This is a genomic window from Neisseria sp. P0021.S006 (assembly GCF_051956895.1).
This window is the reverse complement of record NZ_JBQCWZ010000045.1, coordinates 1-15,179: the sequence shown is the minus strand read 5'-3', so window position 1 is coordinate 15,179 and position 15,179 is coordinate 1. Positions and strand designations below refer to the sequence as shown.

Sequence of the window (15,179 nt, the reverse complement as noted above, 5' to 3'; positions counted from 1 at the left end):
AAGACATCATGCCTCAAAACGTTTGCCGTTTCAGCTTCAATATCGCCGCATGGCAGGCCTCCTCCAGCAAAATCAGTACGCCGGAGCAATGGCAGGACTGGGCGCAGGGAAAACTCGATACCACCTCCCTGCCGGAGTGCAAACCCGCGCTCTCCTTTTTGCCGCCTATGCAACGCCGCCGCTTGGGTAAAGCGGCACGCTTGGTTTGTGATGCCGCATGGAATCTGGCTGACCAATATCCCGAAAGCGTACCGGTTTACGTTTCGCACGACGGCGAAAGCAACCGCAGCTTTGAATTATGGCAAGAGCTTTTGAACACGCATACCGTATCCCCGACCTCATTCGGCCTGTCCGTCCACAACGCAACGATTGGGCAATGGTCGATGTTGCGCAAAGACATGAGCGAACATACCGCGTTGGCCGTTGCCGCCGACTCCTTTGAAACCGCGTTGACCGAGGCATTCGCGCTTTTGCAAGACGGTGCACCGTCTGTTTTAGTAATTGTCGCCGATGATCCGTTATCCGAAGACTATCCCGTCTTGGCTACACGTGCACCGTTTGCCTATGCATTGGCACTGGTCATTACCAAAGGCGAAGACTATACCTTAAGCTTGGAAACCACAGCCGCAAGGCCGTCTGAAAATCCTAACGATACAACAGTCGAGCCCTATTGGAGCAGCTTGGAGTGGATACGCTTCCTGCTTTCAGACGGCCGACAACATACTCAACACTATATCGGTAGAAACTGGCACTGGCAGAAAAACGCATGAAGACTTTAGACTATTTCCGTCGCTTTTTTGCTACACTCTTCGGCTTCATCCTCTTCGGCGTTGCAGGCGTATTGTTCAAAATCGCACTTTTGCCCTATACGCTAAAATCGACCAAAGGCGACATCAAACGCCAACTTGAAGCAAGACGCATGATAGGCAAAGTTTGGCGTTTCTTCGTCGGCTACCTGCAATGGTCGGGCGTATTGAGCGTCCGTTTCAACGGCTTGGAAAAACTCGGCAAACCCGGTCAGCTCATTCTTGCCAACCATCCCTCGCTTTTGGATGTCGTCTTGCTGATCAGCCATTATTCCGAGCCGAACGTACTGGTTAAAAAAGACCTGTTGCACAACCCCAGCATGAAAAGCCAGATTATCGCTTCCGGCTACATCCCCAACGATGAAAGCATGGAAATGCTGGAAGAAATCGATGCCGTGTTCAAAAGCGGGCAAAGTCTGCTGATTTTCCCCGAAGGCACGCGCACAGGTTGGGACGGACAGGTTAAAATGCACCGCGGCGCCGTATCGCTCGGTTTGCGCAGCGCATCAGTCATCACGCCCGTGTGCATCAAGATGACGCCGCCCAATTTTAAAAAGGGGCAGCCGTGGTACAAAATCCCGCCACAAAAAATTCATTATGAAATTACCGTCGGCGACGATATCCTGCCTGAAGAATGGCTGGCAGAAAAACCCCTGCCCATCGCCGCACGACGTTTAAACGAATACCTGCAAGACTATTTTACAAGGAAAACCACATGAGCAATTTAGAAAACCAAATCAAACAATTAATCATCGACAGCTTAGGTCTGGAAGATATTACCGTTGCCGACATCGGCAGCGAAGATCCGCTTTTCGGCGACGACGGCCTGGGTCTGGATTCGGTTGATGCATTGGAACTTGGTTTGGCCGTACAAAAAACCTTCGGCTTCCAGCTCGACGGAGAAAACGACAACCTGCGCGAAAACTTCGCCAACGTCAAAACACTGGCCGAGTTCGTCAAGAGCCGCCAAGCATAAGGGAGAGAGAAGATGACCGAACAAGAAGTACGCGCCCTGCTGACCGATGCACTAGTTAACCTGTTTGAAATCGAACCGGAACGCATCAAACCCGAAACCAACCTCTACGAAGATTTGGAAATCGACAGCATCGACGCCATCGACCTTATCGACCACATCAAACGCGAAACCGGCCGCAAACTGCAAGCCGAAGACTTCCGCAACGTGCGCACCGTAGAAGACGTGGTTCAAGCGGTCTTAAAAGTACAACAAGATTCCTGATTCCGCTTTGAATCAGCATATTTTCAGACGGCCTTGTCAATCCGCAAGGCCGTCTGAAAATCAATCACAACCATGAAAATACTAGGAAAACTCCTACTGACCCTTGCCAGTCTCGCGTATCCGCTCCTATGGTATTACGGCAGGGAAAACGGCTCATTTTTCTGGCTTGCAGCGGCTATGTGTGTGTTATGGCTGATACGCGCCGCCATGCCGCAAACCACAGCCCAACGCATTACAGCGATTATCCTTGCTGCTTTTTTTGCGGCGGTACTGGTTTTCAGACGGCCTGACTCGATGTATTGGTATCCCGTTGCCGTCAACGCGCTGATGCTTGCCGTTTTCGGCGGCAGCCTGTTTGCCAAACAAACCGTCATTGAACGTCTCGCCCGACTGCAACATCCCGACCTTTCCCCCGAAGGCGTGCGCCACACTCGGCGCGTTACGCAAATCTGGTGCGCCTTCTTCATTTTCAACGGCGCAACCGCCGCCATTTTGGCTGGCTTGCAATATTACGACTGGTGGGCGGCTTATACGGGCATCGTGTCTTATGTGTTAATGGGAATCTTATTTGCCGGAGAGTGGCTTTATCGGAAATTGGTTTTGAAGGTTTAATCCATTAAAAATATTTTATCAATTAGACGAATAACCATAATGAAAAAAATCATCCTACTTACCCTGATTTCCTTCACATCTACCGCATGTTCTTCGACATCTAAAACGCCTTTATCCCCAGAAGAAAAGGCAGAAGCCGAATACAAGAAAAATTATACGGAAGTTGCCAGCCACACCATCAAAACGCGCTCGGGAAACCTGACCGTCATTGACCGAATACACAATCGTTATTCTGACGATACTACAACCAGCAGCATGAATTTGATGATTATTCGGAAATCCAATACGGTAAAAGCAAGAGCTGCACAAACAGCCGTATTTACAGCAACTTTTGCATTACTTATTCTTGCCCGCAACAGCAATCATATTGGATATGAAGGTCCTGACCTGCTGGACAAACACAGTTTAAGCGGGAAGCCTATTAAACCGAATTTTGCGAATCCCGTTTTTGAACAATTCTCCCCAAAAGTTCGCGATTGGGCGGCAAAATGGTCATTTAAAGGCAATAGTGCCAATAAAAAACTATTTGTCCAACCGGGTCGTTTCTATTTGGTTTATGAAAAATTCAATAAACGAGACCGATTCTTTCTGAACAATGAAGTCAGCCTTTTTTTAGACGGACAAAGCGGCAAAACCGATCACTTACTCCATTGTTTCAAACGAAGTGAAAGCCATTCATTGGAAGAGTGGCAGGCAAATGATTACGAATTGATACGCCAAACGACAAACAAACAATACGATGAATGCTTGGCCCAATTCAAAGAAGATACCAAGGCAAATACATCAAAATTATAAAACCTTAGAACCATCATGCACCTAATCCGAATCCTATCCCCCGACCTACCCCAACACGACCTTATCGCCGCCCATCCGAATTGGACGCGTGCTGATTTCAACCGTGCGGTTTTTCATCTGTCAGGCCGTCTGAAACAGGCAGGCGTGCAAACTGCCGCGTTGTGGTTTGACGATGCCGCGCTGTTTGCCTGTGCCGTGTTGGCAGTGTGGCATTCTGGCGGAAAGGTTTTATTGCTGCCCAATTTGGCGCAAGACAATTTGGAGTGGGGGAAAACGGCAGAGGCGTTTTTAACAGATTCAACAGATAAAAAGCTGTCTTCAGACGGCCTGAACGTCTGGCACTTGCCTGATGTATTGACTCAAACAGAATCGGAAGGACTGAGCACCTATCCTGAAAACTATCTGATTCCCGACCATGCCGAAGCATGGCTGAAAACATCGGGCTCCAGCGGCGAAGCGCAGATTATTGTGAAAACCGCCGCGCAAATGCAGGCAGAAGCTCTGACTTTGGCAAATACGCTGCCATTTGGACAACACAGTGAAACCGTGATCGGCAGCGTGATTCCGCAACATCTTTACGGCTTCACGTTCCGCTTCGCACTCGCACTGATAATGGGTTGGACTATGGAGCGACAGCAGGCGGTTTATCCGGAAAACCTGCTTTCCAGCACGGCCGCACACGATAAAGTGGTTTGGATTGCCAGTCCGGCCGTGCTCAACCGCTTGGGCAAAAACCGCAACTGGCAGAGTATCGGCCATAAAATTACAGGCATTGTCTCGGCCGGCGGTGCGTTGCCCGCAGCCACGGCGGATTTGCTGCAACAGGCTGCCGTCCGCCCGTTTGAAGTTTATGGCAGTACCGAAACCGGTGTGATTGCCTCACGTTGCGAACGCCAAGAATGGCAGCCTTTCGAAGGCGTGGAAATCGGGCAAAACGAAGAAGGCGCACTATGGGCTTCTTCGCCTTGGTCGCCCGAACCCCGCCAAACCGCCGATTTGATCGAGCCGCAAGATGACGGTTTCCTGTTACTCGGTCGTCAAGACCGCATTATTAAATTCGAGGACAAACGCGTGTCGCTGACTCAAATCGAACACGAACTTTTACAACACCCTTGGATTGCCGACGCCCACTGCGGCCGCCATCCGCAACACCAACGCATTGCCATATGGGCGGCATTAAATGCAGACGGTATCGCCGCCTTACGCGAGAAAGGCCGTGCTGCGGTTGCCGATACGCTCAAACGCCATCTTGCCTCCACACAGGACACCATTGCCCTGCCGCGTTACTGGCGTTTTACCGACAGCCTGCCGCGCAATGCCCAAGCCAAAATCGCTGCGGTGGATTTTCAGACGGCCTTTACCGTTGCCCAAACTTCGCCCGTTTGGTCGAAAACATCATCTGACGATGAAACCAATACCGAAACTTTTATCGGGCGCGTGCCTTTGGATTTGGTTTATTTCGGCGGCCATTTTGCCACCTTCCCGCTGGTTCCAGGCGTGGTCGAGCTGCAATGGGTGCGCAACCTGATCGCGCCCCAGCCATGGAGTAAACAGCGCGTCATCCGCATCGAAAATCTAAAATATCAGCAGTTTATCCGTCCTCACGATAAAGTGTCGGTAGAGCTAAAATACGATGAAGGTAAAAACAAACTGAGCTTTAAAATCAACAACGGAGAGTATCCGTGTGCATCAGGACGGATTGTGTTTGAGGCCGTCTGAATATACTTATTAACTTTTTAGTGGAAAACCAACAATATGCAACTCTTCCCTGCCCTAGAACAACGCTATTCCCACGAACACCAGTCTGCAGGCGAGGCTCAACGTCTGGCTCAAGAAATCGCTTTTGCACCGATTGTGTTCCAAGTTTCCCGCCTGATGGTGAAATTTGGCATTCTGGACCTGCTGAACGACCATCCAGACGGCCTCACTCAAGCCGAAATTGCTGAAAAAGCGAAAATCAGCAACTACGCGGCACAAGTCCTGCTGGAAGCTTCGCTGTCTATCGGCACTGTCTTGACTCGCGACAACCGCTATTTCATCAGCAAGGCCGGTTGGTTTGTCCTCAAAGACAAAATGGCCCGCGTCAACATGGATTTCACGCAGGAAATCTGCTACCTAGGCATGTTTGATTTGGAAAAAACCCTGCAAACCGGCAAGCCCGAAGGCCTGAAAGTATTCGGCGACTGGCCGACCATTTACGAAGGCTTGTCTTCATTGCCAAGCGTCGCGCAGGAAAAATGGTTTGCATTCGACCATTATTATTCCGACAACTCCTTCGCCGAAGCACTGAACACCGTGTTCGCCAAACCGGTTAAAAAACTGCTCGATGTCGGCGGCAATACCGGCCGCTGGGCGGAACAATGCGTCAACCACAATGCCAAAGTCGAAGTAACCATCATGGATCTGCCGCAACAAATCGGCTTGATGCGCGAGGCGACTAAAGGCAAAAACGGCGCGGACCGTATCCACGCCCATCCGGCCAACCTGCTTGATCCTGAGATTCCGTTCCCAACCGGTTTTGACGCGATCTGGATGAGCCAATTCCTAGACTGTTTCACCGAAGAACAAGCCACCAGCATTCTTCAACGCGCCGCTGCATCTATGAGCGAAAACACCAGCCTCTACATCATGGAGCCTTTCTGGGACAGACAACGCTACGAAACCGCTGCCTACTGCCTGACCATGACCAGCCTGTATTTCACTGCCATGGCCAACGGCAACAGCAAAATCTTCCATTCTGAAGACCTGATCCGTTGCGTTGAAAAAGCCGGATTGAAAGTAGCGGAAATTTCAGACGGCATCGGCCGCGGCCACAGCATCTTGCGCTGCGTTAAGGCCGTCTGAACATCATCTTTTAAACCCTAAAAAGAGACCGACCCCAACAGCCATTTCGGCTATCGGGGTCGGTTTGTTTTTGGTATCCGTTTTAAAACATCAGCCGCGCAACATCCATATTGCACACACTAACACAATCGCTACCGACAAAGCGGCAAGCAGTTGTCCCATTCCTGCCAATTTAGGCTGTTGGGCATCAATAGTTTTAAAGCCACTCATCATCGGCGTAATCAAATCCTGTTTTTTCACAAAGCGATACAGCAAAACAGCCGCGATATGTACACCCGCCAAAACAGCTAAAACATTAAAGAAATTGACATGGATTTTTCGCGCCAGCGTACCGGCGTGTTCGCTGACCAAATGATTTAAAAAGCCGGAATTGGTAAACGTATTTTCATCGGCGGCAAATAAGCCTGTGGCCGTCTGAAAAACCAAGGCGGCCAATAAAGCGATGACCATCAGCGCGCCCAAAGGATTGTGGCCGACCAATTCGTCTTCAGACATTTGACCTTGCGTATAGCGGCGGATTTCGGAAAAAGGACGCACAAAACGGCTGAATCTTGCCGTATCGCTGCCCCATATCCCCCAGCACAAGCGGAAAACCACCAAAGCCAGCATCAACAAGCCGCCGCGCAAGTGCCATACCAGCATATCGCCGCCTCGGGTGGCGCTGTACCACATGAATCCCATCAATAACACCAAGAGCCAATGGAACAGGCGCGTAGGTGCGTCCCAAACTTTTATTTTTTGCTTCATTACCTTTTACTTTCTGATTTAAAATTAAATTTCTTATCTTGGAAGATTACGCCATGCAGCCCATCTACACGCTTCCCGAATCGCTTCAGGCCTTTCAGACGGCCTTAGTATTTCCCGACGTATTCCGCCCTCGTGCCCAAGAGTCGCACAAAGGCACATACGGCACGCTTACCATTATCGGCGGCGCAACGGGAATGAGCGGTGCGGTAGTTTTGGCAGCTACAGCCGCCATATATCAAGGATGCGGCAAGGTTTGGGCGGGTTTCAACCAAGCCACGCTGCCTTTTGCCATCATTCCCGAACGCCCTGAAATCATGCTCGCCACTGCGGCCCAACTGATGGAGCACAACGATGTCAGCGCACGGGTAATCGGCTGCGGATTCGGTTTGGACGGATTATCAGAGCAGCTGCTGCTCCAAATCCTGTCGACACACCATGACCGGCCTTTATTGCTCGATGCAGATGCCTTGACACTGCTGGCCCGTTCTCCCGAATTGGCCGAACGCCTCAAATCGTACAAACATATCATCCTGACACCTCATCCGGCCGAAGCCGCCCGCCTACTCGGTACCGATACTCAATCAGTTCAAGCCGACAGGCAAAAAGCCGTAACCGAAATCAGCCGTAAATATGCCGCAACCGTCGTGTTAAAAGGCCATCATACATTGGTGGCCACGGCAGACGGCATAGTCTATACCAACACCAGCGGCAATGCCGGTTTGGCCACCGCAGGTAGCGGCGATGTCTTGAGCGGCATTATCGGCAGCCTGCTGGCACAAGGCATTCCGACATTCCAAGCCGCCTGCGCCGGCGTATGGCTGCACGGAGCGGCAGCCGATGTTATCAAACACAGCGGCCAAATCGAAACCGGTATGCTCGCCGGAGAAATCGCACCTGCCGCCCGATGGCTGCGCAATATTTTATCAAAAGAGTAATACTATCTATATCATAAATACAAATTGCAGGCCGTCTGAAAATCAATCTCTATTTTCAGACGGCCTGGTTTATTTTTAAGTCATTTTGCAAATTAAGGTTAAGGCGTGTATCCTTGATTTCCCTTAAAAACAACTTCACAACATATTATCATGAGTATCCTCAATAAAATCAGCAACTTTATTGGAAAAACATTTTCCCTTTGGGCGGCGCTCTTTGCCGGCATCGCTTTTTTCGCACCCGACACCTTCAAATGGGTCGGCCCTTACATTCCTTGGCTTCTGGGCATCATTATGTTCGGCATGGGCTTGACGCTCAAACCTTCCGACTTCGATATTTTGTTCAAACGCCCCAAAGCCGTCATCATCGGCGTGATTGCACAATTCGCCATCATGCCGGCAACCGCCTATCTGCTGGCCAAGCTGTTAAACCTGCCTGCCGAAATCGCAGTCGGTGTGATTTTGGTCGGCTGCTGCCCGGGCGGCACGGCTTCCAATGTAATGACTTATCTGGCGCGCGGCAATGTGGCTTTGTCGGTTGCCGTTACATCGGTTTCTACTCTGATTTCTCCATTGCTGACCCCCGCTATCTTCCTGATGCTTGCCGGTGAAATGCTGGAAATCCAAGCGGGCAGTATGTTGATGTCCATCGTCAAAATGGTTTTATTCCCCATCGTTTTGGGCTTGATTGTCCATAAAGCCTTGGGCAACAAAACTGAAAAACTGACCGACGCGCTGCCGCTGGTTTCCGTTGCCGCCATCGTACTGATTATCGGCGCGGTAGTCGGCGCCAGCAAAGGCAAGATTATTGAAAGCGGCCTGCTGATTTTCGCGGTTGTCGTACTCCACAACGGCATCGGCTATCTGCTCGGCTTCTTTGCCGCCAAATGGACCGGCCTGCCTTATGATGCACAAAAAACGCTGGCCATCGAAGTCGGTATGCAAAACTCAGGCTTGGGTGCCGCCCTTGCCGCCGCACACTTTGCCGCCGCGCCGGTCGTTGCCGTTCCCAGCGCATTGTTCAGCGTGTGGCACAATATCTCCGGCTCGCTTCTGGCAACTTATTGGGCAGCCAAAGCCGATAAAAATAAAGAATCCTAAACGTCTTTAATCATAAGCCGTCTGAACAGGGATAAACGAAATCAACGATTTCTGCCTTACCTGTTCAGACGGCCTTTATTTTGAAATCAAGCAGTATTATTGTTTCACTGCTTCGATTTGGATATTTATGTTAACTTTTTTGCTCATACCGGCACTTACCAAATAATCCAAGCCCCATTTGGTACGGTCGATGGTGGTGCTGAAATCGCCGCCGCACACTTCTGCTTTTAACATCGGGCTTTGGTAGCAGTTGAATTTGTCGGCTTTGAGTTTCACCGGCGCAGTTTTGCCGTTCATAGTCAGATTGCCATCAACGGAAAGCAGTTTTTTGCCGTTGAAATTGAATTTGGTGGATACAAAACGGATTTCAGGGTATTTGTCTGCATTGAAAATATCGGCAGATTTCAAGTGTTGGGTAAAGCGGTCAGAACCGGTTTGCAGTTTGGACAAAGGCAATACGATATCGATTGAGCCTTGGCGTTTGGCACGGTCAAATTCCAAATTGCCGGTCAAACCATAAATACCGCCGACGTTGGTGCTGGTGTTGAAATGGTCGATGGCAAAGCGGGCATTGGCATGGAATTCGTCCACTTTATAAACAGCGGCAGACGCAGCAGAAGCCAACATGGCCGAACACAATGCAAACATGATTTTTTTCATCGTCTTATCCTTAGAAATGTGAGAAGTTCCCTATCATATCACTTTTTGATGCCAACATTTTTTGCAAATGAGAAAGACAACGTTTCATCCTAAGAAAACTTCAGGCCGTCTGAACGAGAGGACAGCAAATTCAGGTGAAGCAAACACAGTTTAGTTTTATTACAAAATAGCGTGCTTCATCGCTCGTAATTGGTATAAAATAGCCAGTTATTTCTACAACGGGCCGCCAACCAACCAGCCTATTTCAGACGGCCTCAGCATAAAACAAAGGAACAAAAATGCCTGAATACCGCTCCAAAACCTCTACCCACGGCCGCAATATGGCAGGCGCGCGCGCATTGTGGCGTGCGACCGGCGTCATGGAAACCGACTTCGGCAAACCGATTATCGCCATTGCCAACTCCTTCACCCAATTCGTCCCAGGCCATGTGCACCTGCACAATATGGGCCAACTGGTTGCCCGTGAAATCGAAAAAGCCGGCGGCATTGCCAAAGAATTCAACACCATCGCCATTGACGACGGCATCGCCATGGGCCACAGCGGCATGCTCTACTCCCTGCCCAGCCGCGACCTGATTGCCGACTCCATCGAATACATGGTCAACGCCCACTGCGCCGATGCTCTGGTCTGCATTTCCAACTGCGACAAAATCACCCCAGGCATGCTGATTGCCGCCATGCGCCTGAACATTCCGACCATCTTCGTTTCCGGCGGCCCGATGGAAGCCGGTAAAGTTATCGGCGTAGCCAATATTCAACCAGAACGCCGTTTGGACTTGATTGACGCTATGATCGAATCGGCTGACGACAATATCAGCGACAAACAAGTCGAAGAAGTCGAGCAAAACGCCTGCCCGACTTGCGGCTCCTGCTCCGGCATGTTTACCGCCAACTCCATGAACTGCCTGACCGAAGCACTCGGCCTTTCCCTGCCGGGTAACGGTTCATACTTGGCGACCCACACAGGCCGCAAAGAATTGTTCCTCGAAGCCGGCCGCATGATTGTCGAAATCACCAAACGCTACTACGAGCAAGACGACGAAACCGTATTGCCGCGCAGTATTGCCACTAAAAAAGCGTTTGAAAACGCCATGACCATGGACATCGCCATGGGCGGCTCTACCAATACCATCCTGCATTTGCTCGCCGTTGCCAACGAAGCGGGCGTGGATTTCAAAATGGCCGACATAGACCGCCTGAGCCGCGTTGTACCTTGCATCTGTAAAACCGCGCCAAACAACCACGACTACTACATGGAAGACGTGCATCGCGCCGGCGGCATTTTCGCCATCCTGAAAGAATTGGACAAAGCAGGCAAACTGCACACCGACGTGTACACCATCCACGCGCCGACCCTGAAAGACGCAATTGAAAAATGGGACGTGACCAACCCTGAAAACACCCATGCCATCGAGCGTTTCAAAGCAGCTCCCGGCGGCGTGCGCACTACTCAGGCGTTCTCGCAAAACCGTATGTGGAAAACCCTCGACCTCGACCGCGAAAAAGGCTGTATCCGCGATGTTGAACATGCCTACTCGCAAGACGGCGGTTTGGCAGTATTGTTCGGCAACATCGCCGAGCGCGGCTGCGTGGTGAAAACCGCAGGCGTGGACGAGAGCATCCTCAAATTTACCGGCCGCGCCCGCGTGTTTGAAAGCCAAGAAGACGCAGTAGAAGGTATTTTGGGCAATCAAATCGTGGCCGGCGATATCGTCATTATCCGCTACGAAGGCCCTAAAGGCGGCCCGGGTATGCAAGAAATGCTGTATCCGACTTCTTACCTGAAATCCAAAGGTTTGGGCAAAGCCTGCGCCCTGCTGACCGACGGCCGCTTCTCCGGCGGTACTTCCGGCCTGTCCATCGGTCACGCTTCGCCTGAAGCGGCAGAAGGCGGCGCAATCGGTTTGGTACACGAAGGCGACGCCATCGAAATCGATATTCCAAACCGCAGCATCCACCTTGTCATTTCCGATGAAGAGCTTGCCGCACGCCGTGCCGAAATGGAAGCACGCGGCAGCAAAGCGTGGAAACCGGAAAACCGCGACCGCTACGTCTCCGCAGCCCTGCGTGCCTACGGCGCGATGGCGACTTCCGCCGACAAAGGCGCAGTACGCGACGTATCGCAAATCGAACGTTAATTAACCTGACTTTAAGGCCGTCTGAACGCTTTCAAGTGTTTCAGACGGCCTTCATTCAAACGGACAAATATGGACAAATTCATTTTAGCGATGATCGGCATGGCCATTGCCCTGTTGATTATTATTGGCGGCGGATTTATCGCTGTCGAATATTTCAAATCCCATCCTGAAGCATTCCAAGTCAAGCCGCTATCAAAATAATCATTTAACGGCATGAGTTTCAAAGAAAAAGAGCCGTAGCTCAAGGCCGTCTGAACGCAGTACATATAATGAAACACATTCTTTACTGGCTGGGTGGTTTTGCCGTCGCCCTCGGTATATTCCAATACTACGAAACCCATCGCTATTCCGAAGACCAGCTCATCTACGCCCAACCGCCGCAAAATCGTTCTGCCGTTGCCGATTTTGACGCCTTGGCGTATTTAAACTTCCTCCGCGCCTCAGCCAATCTGCCCGCACTGGCGCACTCAGCCACACTCGAACGCGCCGCGCGTAATCATGCCCGCTATCTGCTGCAAAACCCTGACGACGGACATGACGAAAAAAATATACGCAATCCCTTTTATACAGGCCCACGCCCATCAGACCGCACGCGCAAAGCCGGTTATGCCTATAAAGGCGTGCACGAAAACGTCAGCACCGGCCAGCACCCGCCAAACGAAAAAATCAACGACCATCTGCCTGCCCAACATCAGCTGGACAATCTAATGACGGCGATTTACCACCGTCTCTCCTTACTCGATCAAAATATCGACGAGGCCGGAGCGTCGTTTGAATCACAAGGCAAACAAATCGCGTTAAGCATCAATCAAGGCGACAGCAGATTCAACAGCCTCTGCCAAAAAAACCGCCCCCTATCCGACCTCAGCCGTTCGTTTTATCAAGATGCCTGTCATGGTCATGCCATTGTTTATGCGGATGAAATTTCCAACCGCAAAACCCAGCCTTACATCACCTATCCGCAAGGCAACTTCGCTTCGCCGGTTTTCCACGGCGAACGTCCCGACCCTATGCCGCATTATGAAATGACCGGCAATCCGATCAGCATCGCCTTCTCAGAACAATCGCCTCCGGTCAAAATGCGTTCGTTCAAACTGTATCAGGACACAAAAGAAATCAGAGACGTCAAAATCTTAGATAAAGATAATGACCCGAACCGCCTCCTGACCGAACGTCAATTTGCGCTGTTTCCTTTACAACCATTGGAATACGACACCGACTACCGAGCCGTGTTCGAATACCGTCAAAACGGAAAAGACAAAACGGCCGAATGGACATTCAGCACGCAAAAACCCGATTATCCTTACTTCATCGTCAAAGGCGGTGAAACGCTGGCCATCGAATCCGGACAAAAATATTTTATCCATTGGCAGGATTTTTGGTGCTTGAAGCAATGCGAACGCTACAACTACCGCATGAACCGCGACACCCAAATCGACATTATCGAACGACAGGCCGGCGGTATTATTATCCGTGTCAACGGAAGCAAAGGCAGCAGCATCCGCTTAATGCCCGAAGGCGAAGACAGGCGCGCCATTACACTTTATTTATGGAAATAAAGCCGTTTTCAGACGGCATGAAGCACCAAAAAGCTGATAAAATACCGCCTCACCCCCCTATGGCAAGCTATCCAATATGACCAAACATCCGCAAACAGCAGCCAATACCCGCTATGCCTTTGCCAGCATTGCCGCCATGTTGGCCGCATTTTTACTGTTCGTTGCCGTGATGTTGCTGCCTTTGGGGCTGACGGCGGACACCCAAGTGAGCCTAATACGGTTTTCACTCTACGCAATCGTGCTATTTGCCGTACTTGGCGGTATTTTTTCTGTACGCGTTGCCTATTTGCGTAAAAAGAACGGAGCATGACATGACCCAAGCCGATAAAATCCCACAAGAAATCCGCCTCCAGCAAGAGCGGCGCGTACTGACTTTGGTCTATGTTGACGGTGCCAAGAGCCTTCCTGCCGAATACCTGCGCGTGTACTCGCCCAGCGCGGAAGTGCGCGGACACGGTGCCGGCCAAGATGTTTTGCAAACAGGCAAAGCCGAAGTCAGCATTACCGATTTAGACCCCGTCGGCCAATACGCCTTGAAAATTACTTTTTCAGACGGCCACGACAGCGGCCTTTACGACTGGGACTATCTCTACCGACTGGCGCACAATCAAGACGCGCTTTGGCAAGACTATCTCGACCGCCTCGAGAAAGCAGGCGCGTCTAGAACGCCAAGTGCAGAAGATTTAAAACCCAAACGCACACATTCCTGCGGTAGCGGCGGTTGCGGCGGAAAGGCCGTCTGAAAAAAGGCGAAGCCGACATTGGACGACGGCAGAATCATTGACGGCAAAGCGTTCATCTCCCCGCCCAAAAAAGGATGGGTAGTGGCCATCTTCGGCGATACCAAAGCCTGCCCGCAGGCAGTGCGCGCCGCGCAAAACGCAGATGTTTTGGTGCATGAAGCAACCTTTGCGGCAGGCGATGAAGAAACAGCGGAACGAGTATTCCATTCGACCGCATCCGATGCCGCCAAGCTGGCCTTGCAAGCCAATGTGAAAGAACTTTACCTGACCCACATCAGCGCACGTTATACCGAAGAAGAGCAATGCCTGATGCTGGAGCGGCAGCCACAAACTATATTTCCCGCGTCGAAAGTGGTTGGCGATTTCGACGTATTCAATATCTGAATCCGTATTATTTTAAGAAGGCAGACACTATGAGCGACCACAAAACCCATTTCGGCTTCTCTACCGTTGACGAAGACGAAAAAGCAGGCAAAGTTGCCGAAGTCTTCCACTCCGTGGCAAAAAACTACGACATTATGAATGACGTAATGTCCGGCGGTCTGCACCGTGTTTGGAAACATTTCACCATCAATACCGCCCGCCTGAAAAAAGGCGACAAAGTATTGGACATCGCCGGCGGTACTGGCGATTTGTCCCGAGGCTGGGCGAAACGTGTGGGCAAAGAAGGCGAAGTTTGGCTGACAGACATCAACTCCTCCATGCTGACGGTCGGCCGCGACCGCCTGCTCAACGAAGGCATGATTCTGCCCGTATCGTTGGCAGACGCTGAAAAATTGCCGTTTCCCGACAACTATTTCAATCTGGTTTCCGTCGCATTCGGCCTGCGCAACATGACGCACAAAGATGCCGCGCTGAAAGAAATGTACCGCGTATTGAAACCGGGCGGCACCCTGCTGGTGTTGGAATTCTCCAAAGTGTACAAACCTTTGGAAGGCGTGTACGACCTCTACTCTTTCAAACTGTTGCCGATTATGGGCAAACTGATTGCCAAAGATGCCGACA

19 protein-coding genes are annotated in these 15,179 nt (G+C 51.0%); 17 read left to right on the top strand and 2 right to left on the bottom strand.

The genetic code is table 11. The annotated features are described in order from the left end of the window. The first annotated feature begins 8 nt into the window (after positions 1-8). The 8 genes from ACTHUM_RS09385 (at position 9) to ACTHUM_RS09350 (ending at position 6,294) form a co-directional block, all read left to right on the top strand. Positions 9-770, top strand: a complete 762-nt coding sequence (locus ACTHUM_RS09385) for a beta-ketoacyl synthase chain length factor (RefSeq protein ID WP_070695648.1) — start codon at positions 9-11, stop codon at positions 768-770. Further along, positions 767-1,525 carry a lysophospholipid acyltransferase family protein gene (locus ACTHUM_RS09380; protein ID WP_070695649.1) on the top strand — a complete coding sequence of 253 codons (759 nt, stop codon included), beginning with the start codon at positions 767-769 and terminating at the stop codon, positions 1,523-1,525. The genes ACTHUM_RS09385 and ACTHUM_RS09380 overlap by 4 nt, the downstream gene beginning before the upstream one ends. Next, positions 1,522-1,782, top strand: a complete 261-nt coding sequence (locus ACTHUM_RS09375; RefSeq protein WP_003680822.1) for a phosphopantetheine-binding protein — start codon at positions 1,522-1,524, stop codon at positions 1,780-1,782. Before ACTHUM_RS09380 ends, ACTHUM_RS09375 begins: the two co-directional genes overlap by 4 nt. Positions 1,783-1,794: 12 nt before the next feature. Next, the gene (locus ACTHUM_RS09370) at positions 1,795-2,043 is read left to right on the top strand and encodes an acyl carrier protein (RefSeq protein WP_049344238.1); all 249 of its coding nucleotides are present in this window, start codon (positions 1,795-1,797) and stop codon (positions 2,041-2,043) included. Positions 2,044-2,115: 72 nt separating this feature from the next. Continuing rightward, positions 2,116-2,655: a membrane protein gene (locus tag ACTHUM_RS09365; RefSeq protein WP_049344236.1), complete on the top strand. Its 540-nt coding sequence runs from the start codon at positions 2,116-2,118 to the stop codon at positions 2,653-2,655. Between the two features lie 39 nt (positions 2,656-2,694). Next, positions 2,695-3,450, top strand: a complete 756-nt coding sequence (locus ACTHUM_RS09360) for a hypothetical protein (RefSeq protein ID WP_440361122.1) — start codon at positions 2,695-2,697, stop codon at positions 3,448-3,450. Between the two features lie 15 nt (positions 3,451-3,465). Beyond that, positions 3,466-5,169, top strand: coding sequence for an AMP-binding protein (locus tag ACTHUM_RS09355; RefSeq protein ID WP_070625637.1), 1,704 nt, complete (start codon positions 3,466-3,468; stop codon positions 5,167-5,169). Positions 5,170-5,205: 36 nt separating this feature from the next. Continuing rightward, positions 5,206-6,294, top strand: a complete 1,089-nt coding sequence (locus ACTHUM_RS09350; protein WP_004519935.1) for a methyltransferase — start codon at positions 5,206-5,208, stop codon at positions 6,292-6,294. Positions 6,295-6,384: 90 nt separating this feature from the next. Here ACTHUM_RS09350 and ACTHUM_RS09345 read toward each other — a convergent pair whose 3' ends face one another. Beyond that, a complete protein-coding gene (locus ACTHUM_RS09345) occupies positions 6,385-7,041 on the bottom strand; it encodes a cytochrome b/b6 domain-containing protein (RefSeq protein WP_004519936.1) in 657 nt (218 codons plus the stop codon). 53 nt (positions 7,042-7,094) lie between these two features. Here ACTHUM_RS09345 and ACTHUM_RS09340 point away from each other — a divergent pair, with 53 nt between their 5' ends. Together ACTHUM_RS09340 and ACTHUM_RS09335 are read left to right on the top strand one after the other, a co-directional pair. Further along, positions 7,095-7,976 (top strand): NAD(P)H-hydrate dehydratase, encoded by an 882-nt coding sequence (locus ACTHUM_RS09340; protein ID WP_004519937.1) that lies wholly within the window; start codon positions 7,095-7,097, stop codon positions 7,974-7,976. A 150-nt stretch (positions 7,977-8,126) separates the two neighbouring features. After that, a complete protein-coding gene (locus tag ACTHUM_RS09335) occupies positions 8,127-9,074 on the top strand; it encodes a bile acid:sodium symporter family protein (RefSeq protein ID WP_004519938.1) in 948 nt (315 codons plus the stop codon). Between the two features lie 96 nt (positions 9,075-9,170). Here the strand turns inward: ACTHUM_RS09335 and ACTHUM_RS09330 are convergent, their stop codons facing one another. Continuing rightward, a complete protein-coding gene (locus ACTHUM_RS09330) occupies positions 9,171-9,734 on the bottom strand; it encodes a YceI family protein (RefSeq protein WP_004519939.1) in 564 nt (187 codons plus the stop codon). 278 nt (positions 9,735-10,012) lie between these two features. Between ACTHUM_RS09330 and ilvD the strand changes: the two genes are divergently transcribed. The 7 genes from ilvD to ACTHUM_RS09295 all read left to right on the top strand — a co-directional run. After that, positions 10,013-11,872 carry a dihydroxy-acid dehydratase gene (gene ilvD / locus ACTHUM_RS09325; RefSeq protein ID WP_070695653.1) on the top strand — a complete coding sequence of 620 codons (1,860 nt, stop codon included), beginning with the start codon at positions 10,013-10,015 and terminating at the stop codon, positions 11,870-11,872. Between the two features lie 69 nt (positions 11,873-11,941). Beyond that, positions 11,942-12,073 carry a hypothetical protein gene (locus tag ACTHUM_RS09320; protein ID WP_256388404.1) on the top strand — a complete coding sequence of 44 codons (132 nt, stop codon included), beginning with the start codon at positions 11,942-11,944 and terminating at the stop codon, positions 12,071-12,073. Between the two features lie 68 nt (positions 12,074-12,141). Further along, entirely contained in the window at positions 12,142-13,431 is a 1,290-nt protein-coding gene (locus ACTHUM_RS09315) for a CAP domain-containing protein (protein ID WP_004519942.1), read from the top strand. Positions 13,432-13,507: 76 nt separating this feature from the next. Beyond that, positions 13,508-13,741, top strand: coding sequence for a hypothetical protein (locus tag ACTHUM_RS09310; RefSeq protein WP_003679719.1), 234 nt, complete (start codon positions 13,508-13,510; stop codon positions 13,739-13,741). A 1-nt stretch (position 13,742) separates the two neighbouring features. Then, positions 13,743-14,174, top strand: coding sequence for a gamma-butyrobetaine hydroxylase-like domain-containing protein (locus tag ACTHUM_RS09305; RefSeq protein ID WP_049344227.1), 432 nt, complete (start codon positions 13,743-13,745; stop codon positions 14,172-14,174). 18 nt (positions 14,175-14,192) lie between these two features. Further along, positions 14,193-14,558 carry an MBL fold metallo-hydrolase gene (locus ACTHUM_RS09300; RefSeq protein ID WP_224783360.1) on the top strand — a complete coding sequence of 122 codons (366 nt, stop codon included), beginning with the start codon at positions 14,193-14,195 and terminating at the stop codon, positions 14,556-14,558. 29 nt (positions 14,559-14,587) lie between these two features. After that, the coding region (locus ACTHUM_RS09295; protein ID WP_440402832.1) for a class I SAM-dependent methyltransferase at positions 14,588-15,179 on the top strand (592 nt) is incomplete at its 3' end.

What these genes read in the sequence shown, in the direction of transcription:
- ACTHUM_RS09330 (WP_004519939.1), bottom strand. Translation starts at nt 9,734, where the DNA reads ATGAAAAAAATCATGTTTGCATTGTGTTCGGCCATGTTGGCTTCTGCT.
- ACTHUM_RS09355 (WP_070625637.1), top strand. Translation starts at nt 3,466, where the DNA reads ATGCACCTAATCCGAATCCTATCCCCCGACCTACCCCAACACGACCTT.
- ACTHUM_RS09345 (WP_004519936.1), bottom strand. Translation starts at nt 7,041, where the DNA reads ATGAAGCAAAAAATAAAAGTTTGGGACGCACCTACGCGCCTGTTCCAT.
- ACTHUM_RS09305 (WP_049344227.1), top strand. Translation starts at nt 13,743, where the DNA reads ATGACCCAAGCCGATAAAATCCCACAAGAAATCCGCCTCCAGCAAGAG.
- ACTHUM_RS09385 (WP_070695648.1), top strand. Translation starts at nt 9, where the DNA reads ATGCCTCAAAACGTTTGCCGTTTCAGCTTCAATATCGCCGCATGGCAG.
- ACTHUM_RS09370 (WP_049344238.1), top strand. Translation starts at nt 1,795, where the DNA reads ATGACCGAACAAGAAGTACGCGCCCTGCTGACCGATGCACTAGTTAAC.
- ACTHUM_RS09320 (WP_256388404.1), top strand. Translation starts at nt 11,942, where the DNA reads ATGGACAAATTCATTTTAGCGATGATCGGCATGGCCATTGCCCTGTTG.
- ACTHUM_RS09365 (WP_049344236.1), top strand. Translation starts at nt 2,116, where the DNA reads ATGAAAATACTAGGAAAACTCCTACTGACCCTTGCCAGTCTCGCGTAT.
- ACTHUM_RS09340 (WP_004519937.1), top strand. Translation starts at nt 7,095, where the DNA reads ATGCAGCCCATCTACACGCTTCCCGAATCGCTTCAGGCCTTTCAGACG.
- ACTHUM_RS09350 (WP_004519935.1), top strand. Translation starts at nt 5,206, where the DNA reads ATGCAACTCTTCCCTGCCCTAGAACAACGCTATTCCCACGAACACCAG.
- ilvD (WP_070695653.1), top strand. Translation starts at nt 10,013, where the DNA reads ATGCCTGAATACCGCTCCAAAACCTCTACCCACGGCCGCAATATGGCA.
- ACTHUM_RS09335 (WP_004519938.1), top strand. Translation starts at nt 8,127, where the DNA reads ATGAGTATCCTCAATAAAATCAGCAACTTTATTGGAAAAACATTTTCC.
- ACTHUM_RS09315 (WP_004519942.1), top strand. Translation starts at nt 12,142, where the DNA reads ATGAAACACATTCTTTACTGGCTGGGTGGTTTTGCCGTCGCCCTCGGT.
- ACTHUM_RS09310 (WP_003679719.1), top strand. Translation starts at nt 13,508, where the DNA reads ATGACCAAACATCCGCAAACAGCAGCCAATACCCGCTATGCCTTTGCC.
- ACTHUM_RS09360 (WP_440361122.1), top strand. Translation starts at nt 2,695, where the DNA reads ATGAAAAAAATCATCCTACTTACCCTGATTTCCTTCACATCTACCGCA.
- ACTHUM_RS09375 (WP_003680822.1), top strand. Translation starts at nt 1,522, where the DNA reads ATGAGCAATTTAGAAAACCAAATCAAACAATTAATCATCGACAGCTTA.
- ACTHUM_RS09380 (WP_070695649.1), top strand. Translation starts at nt 767, where the DNA reads ATGAAGACTTTAGACTATTTCCGTCGCTTTTTTGCTACACTCTTCGGC.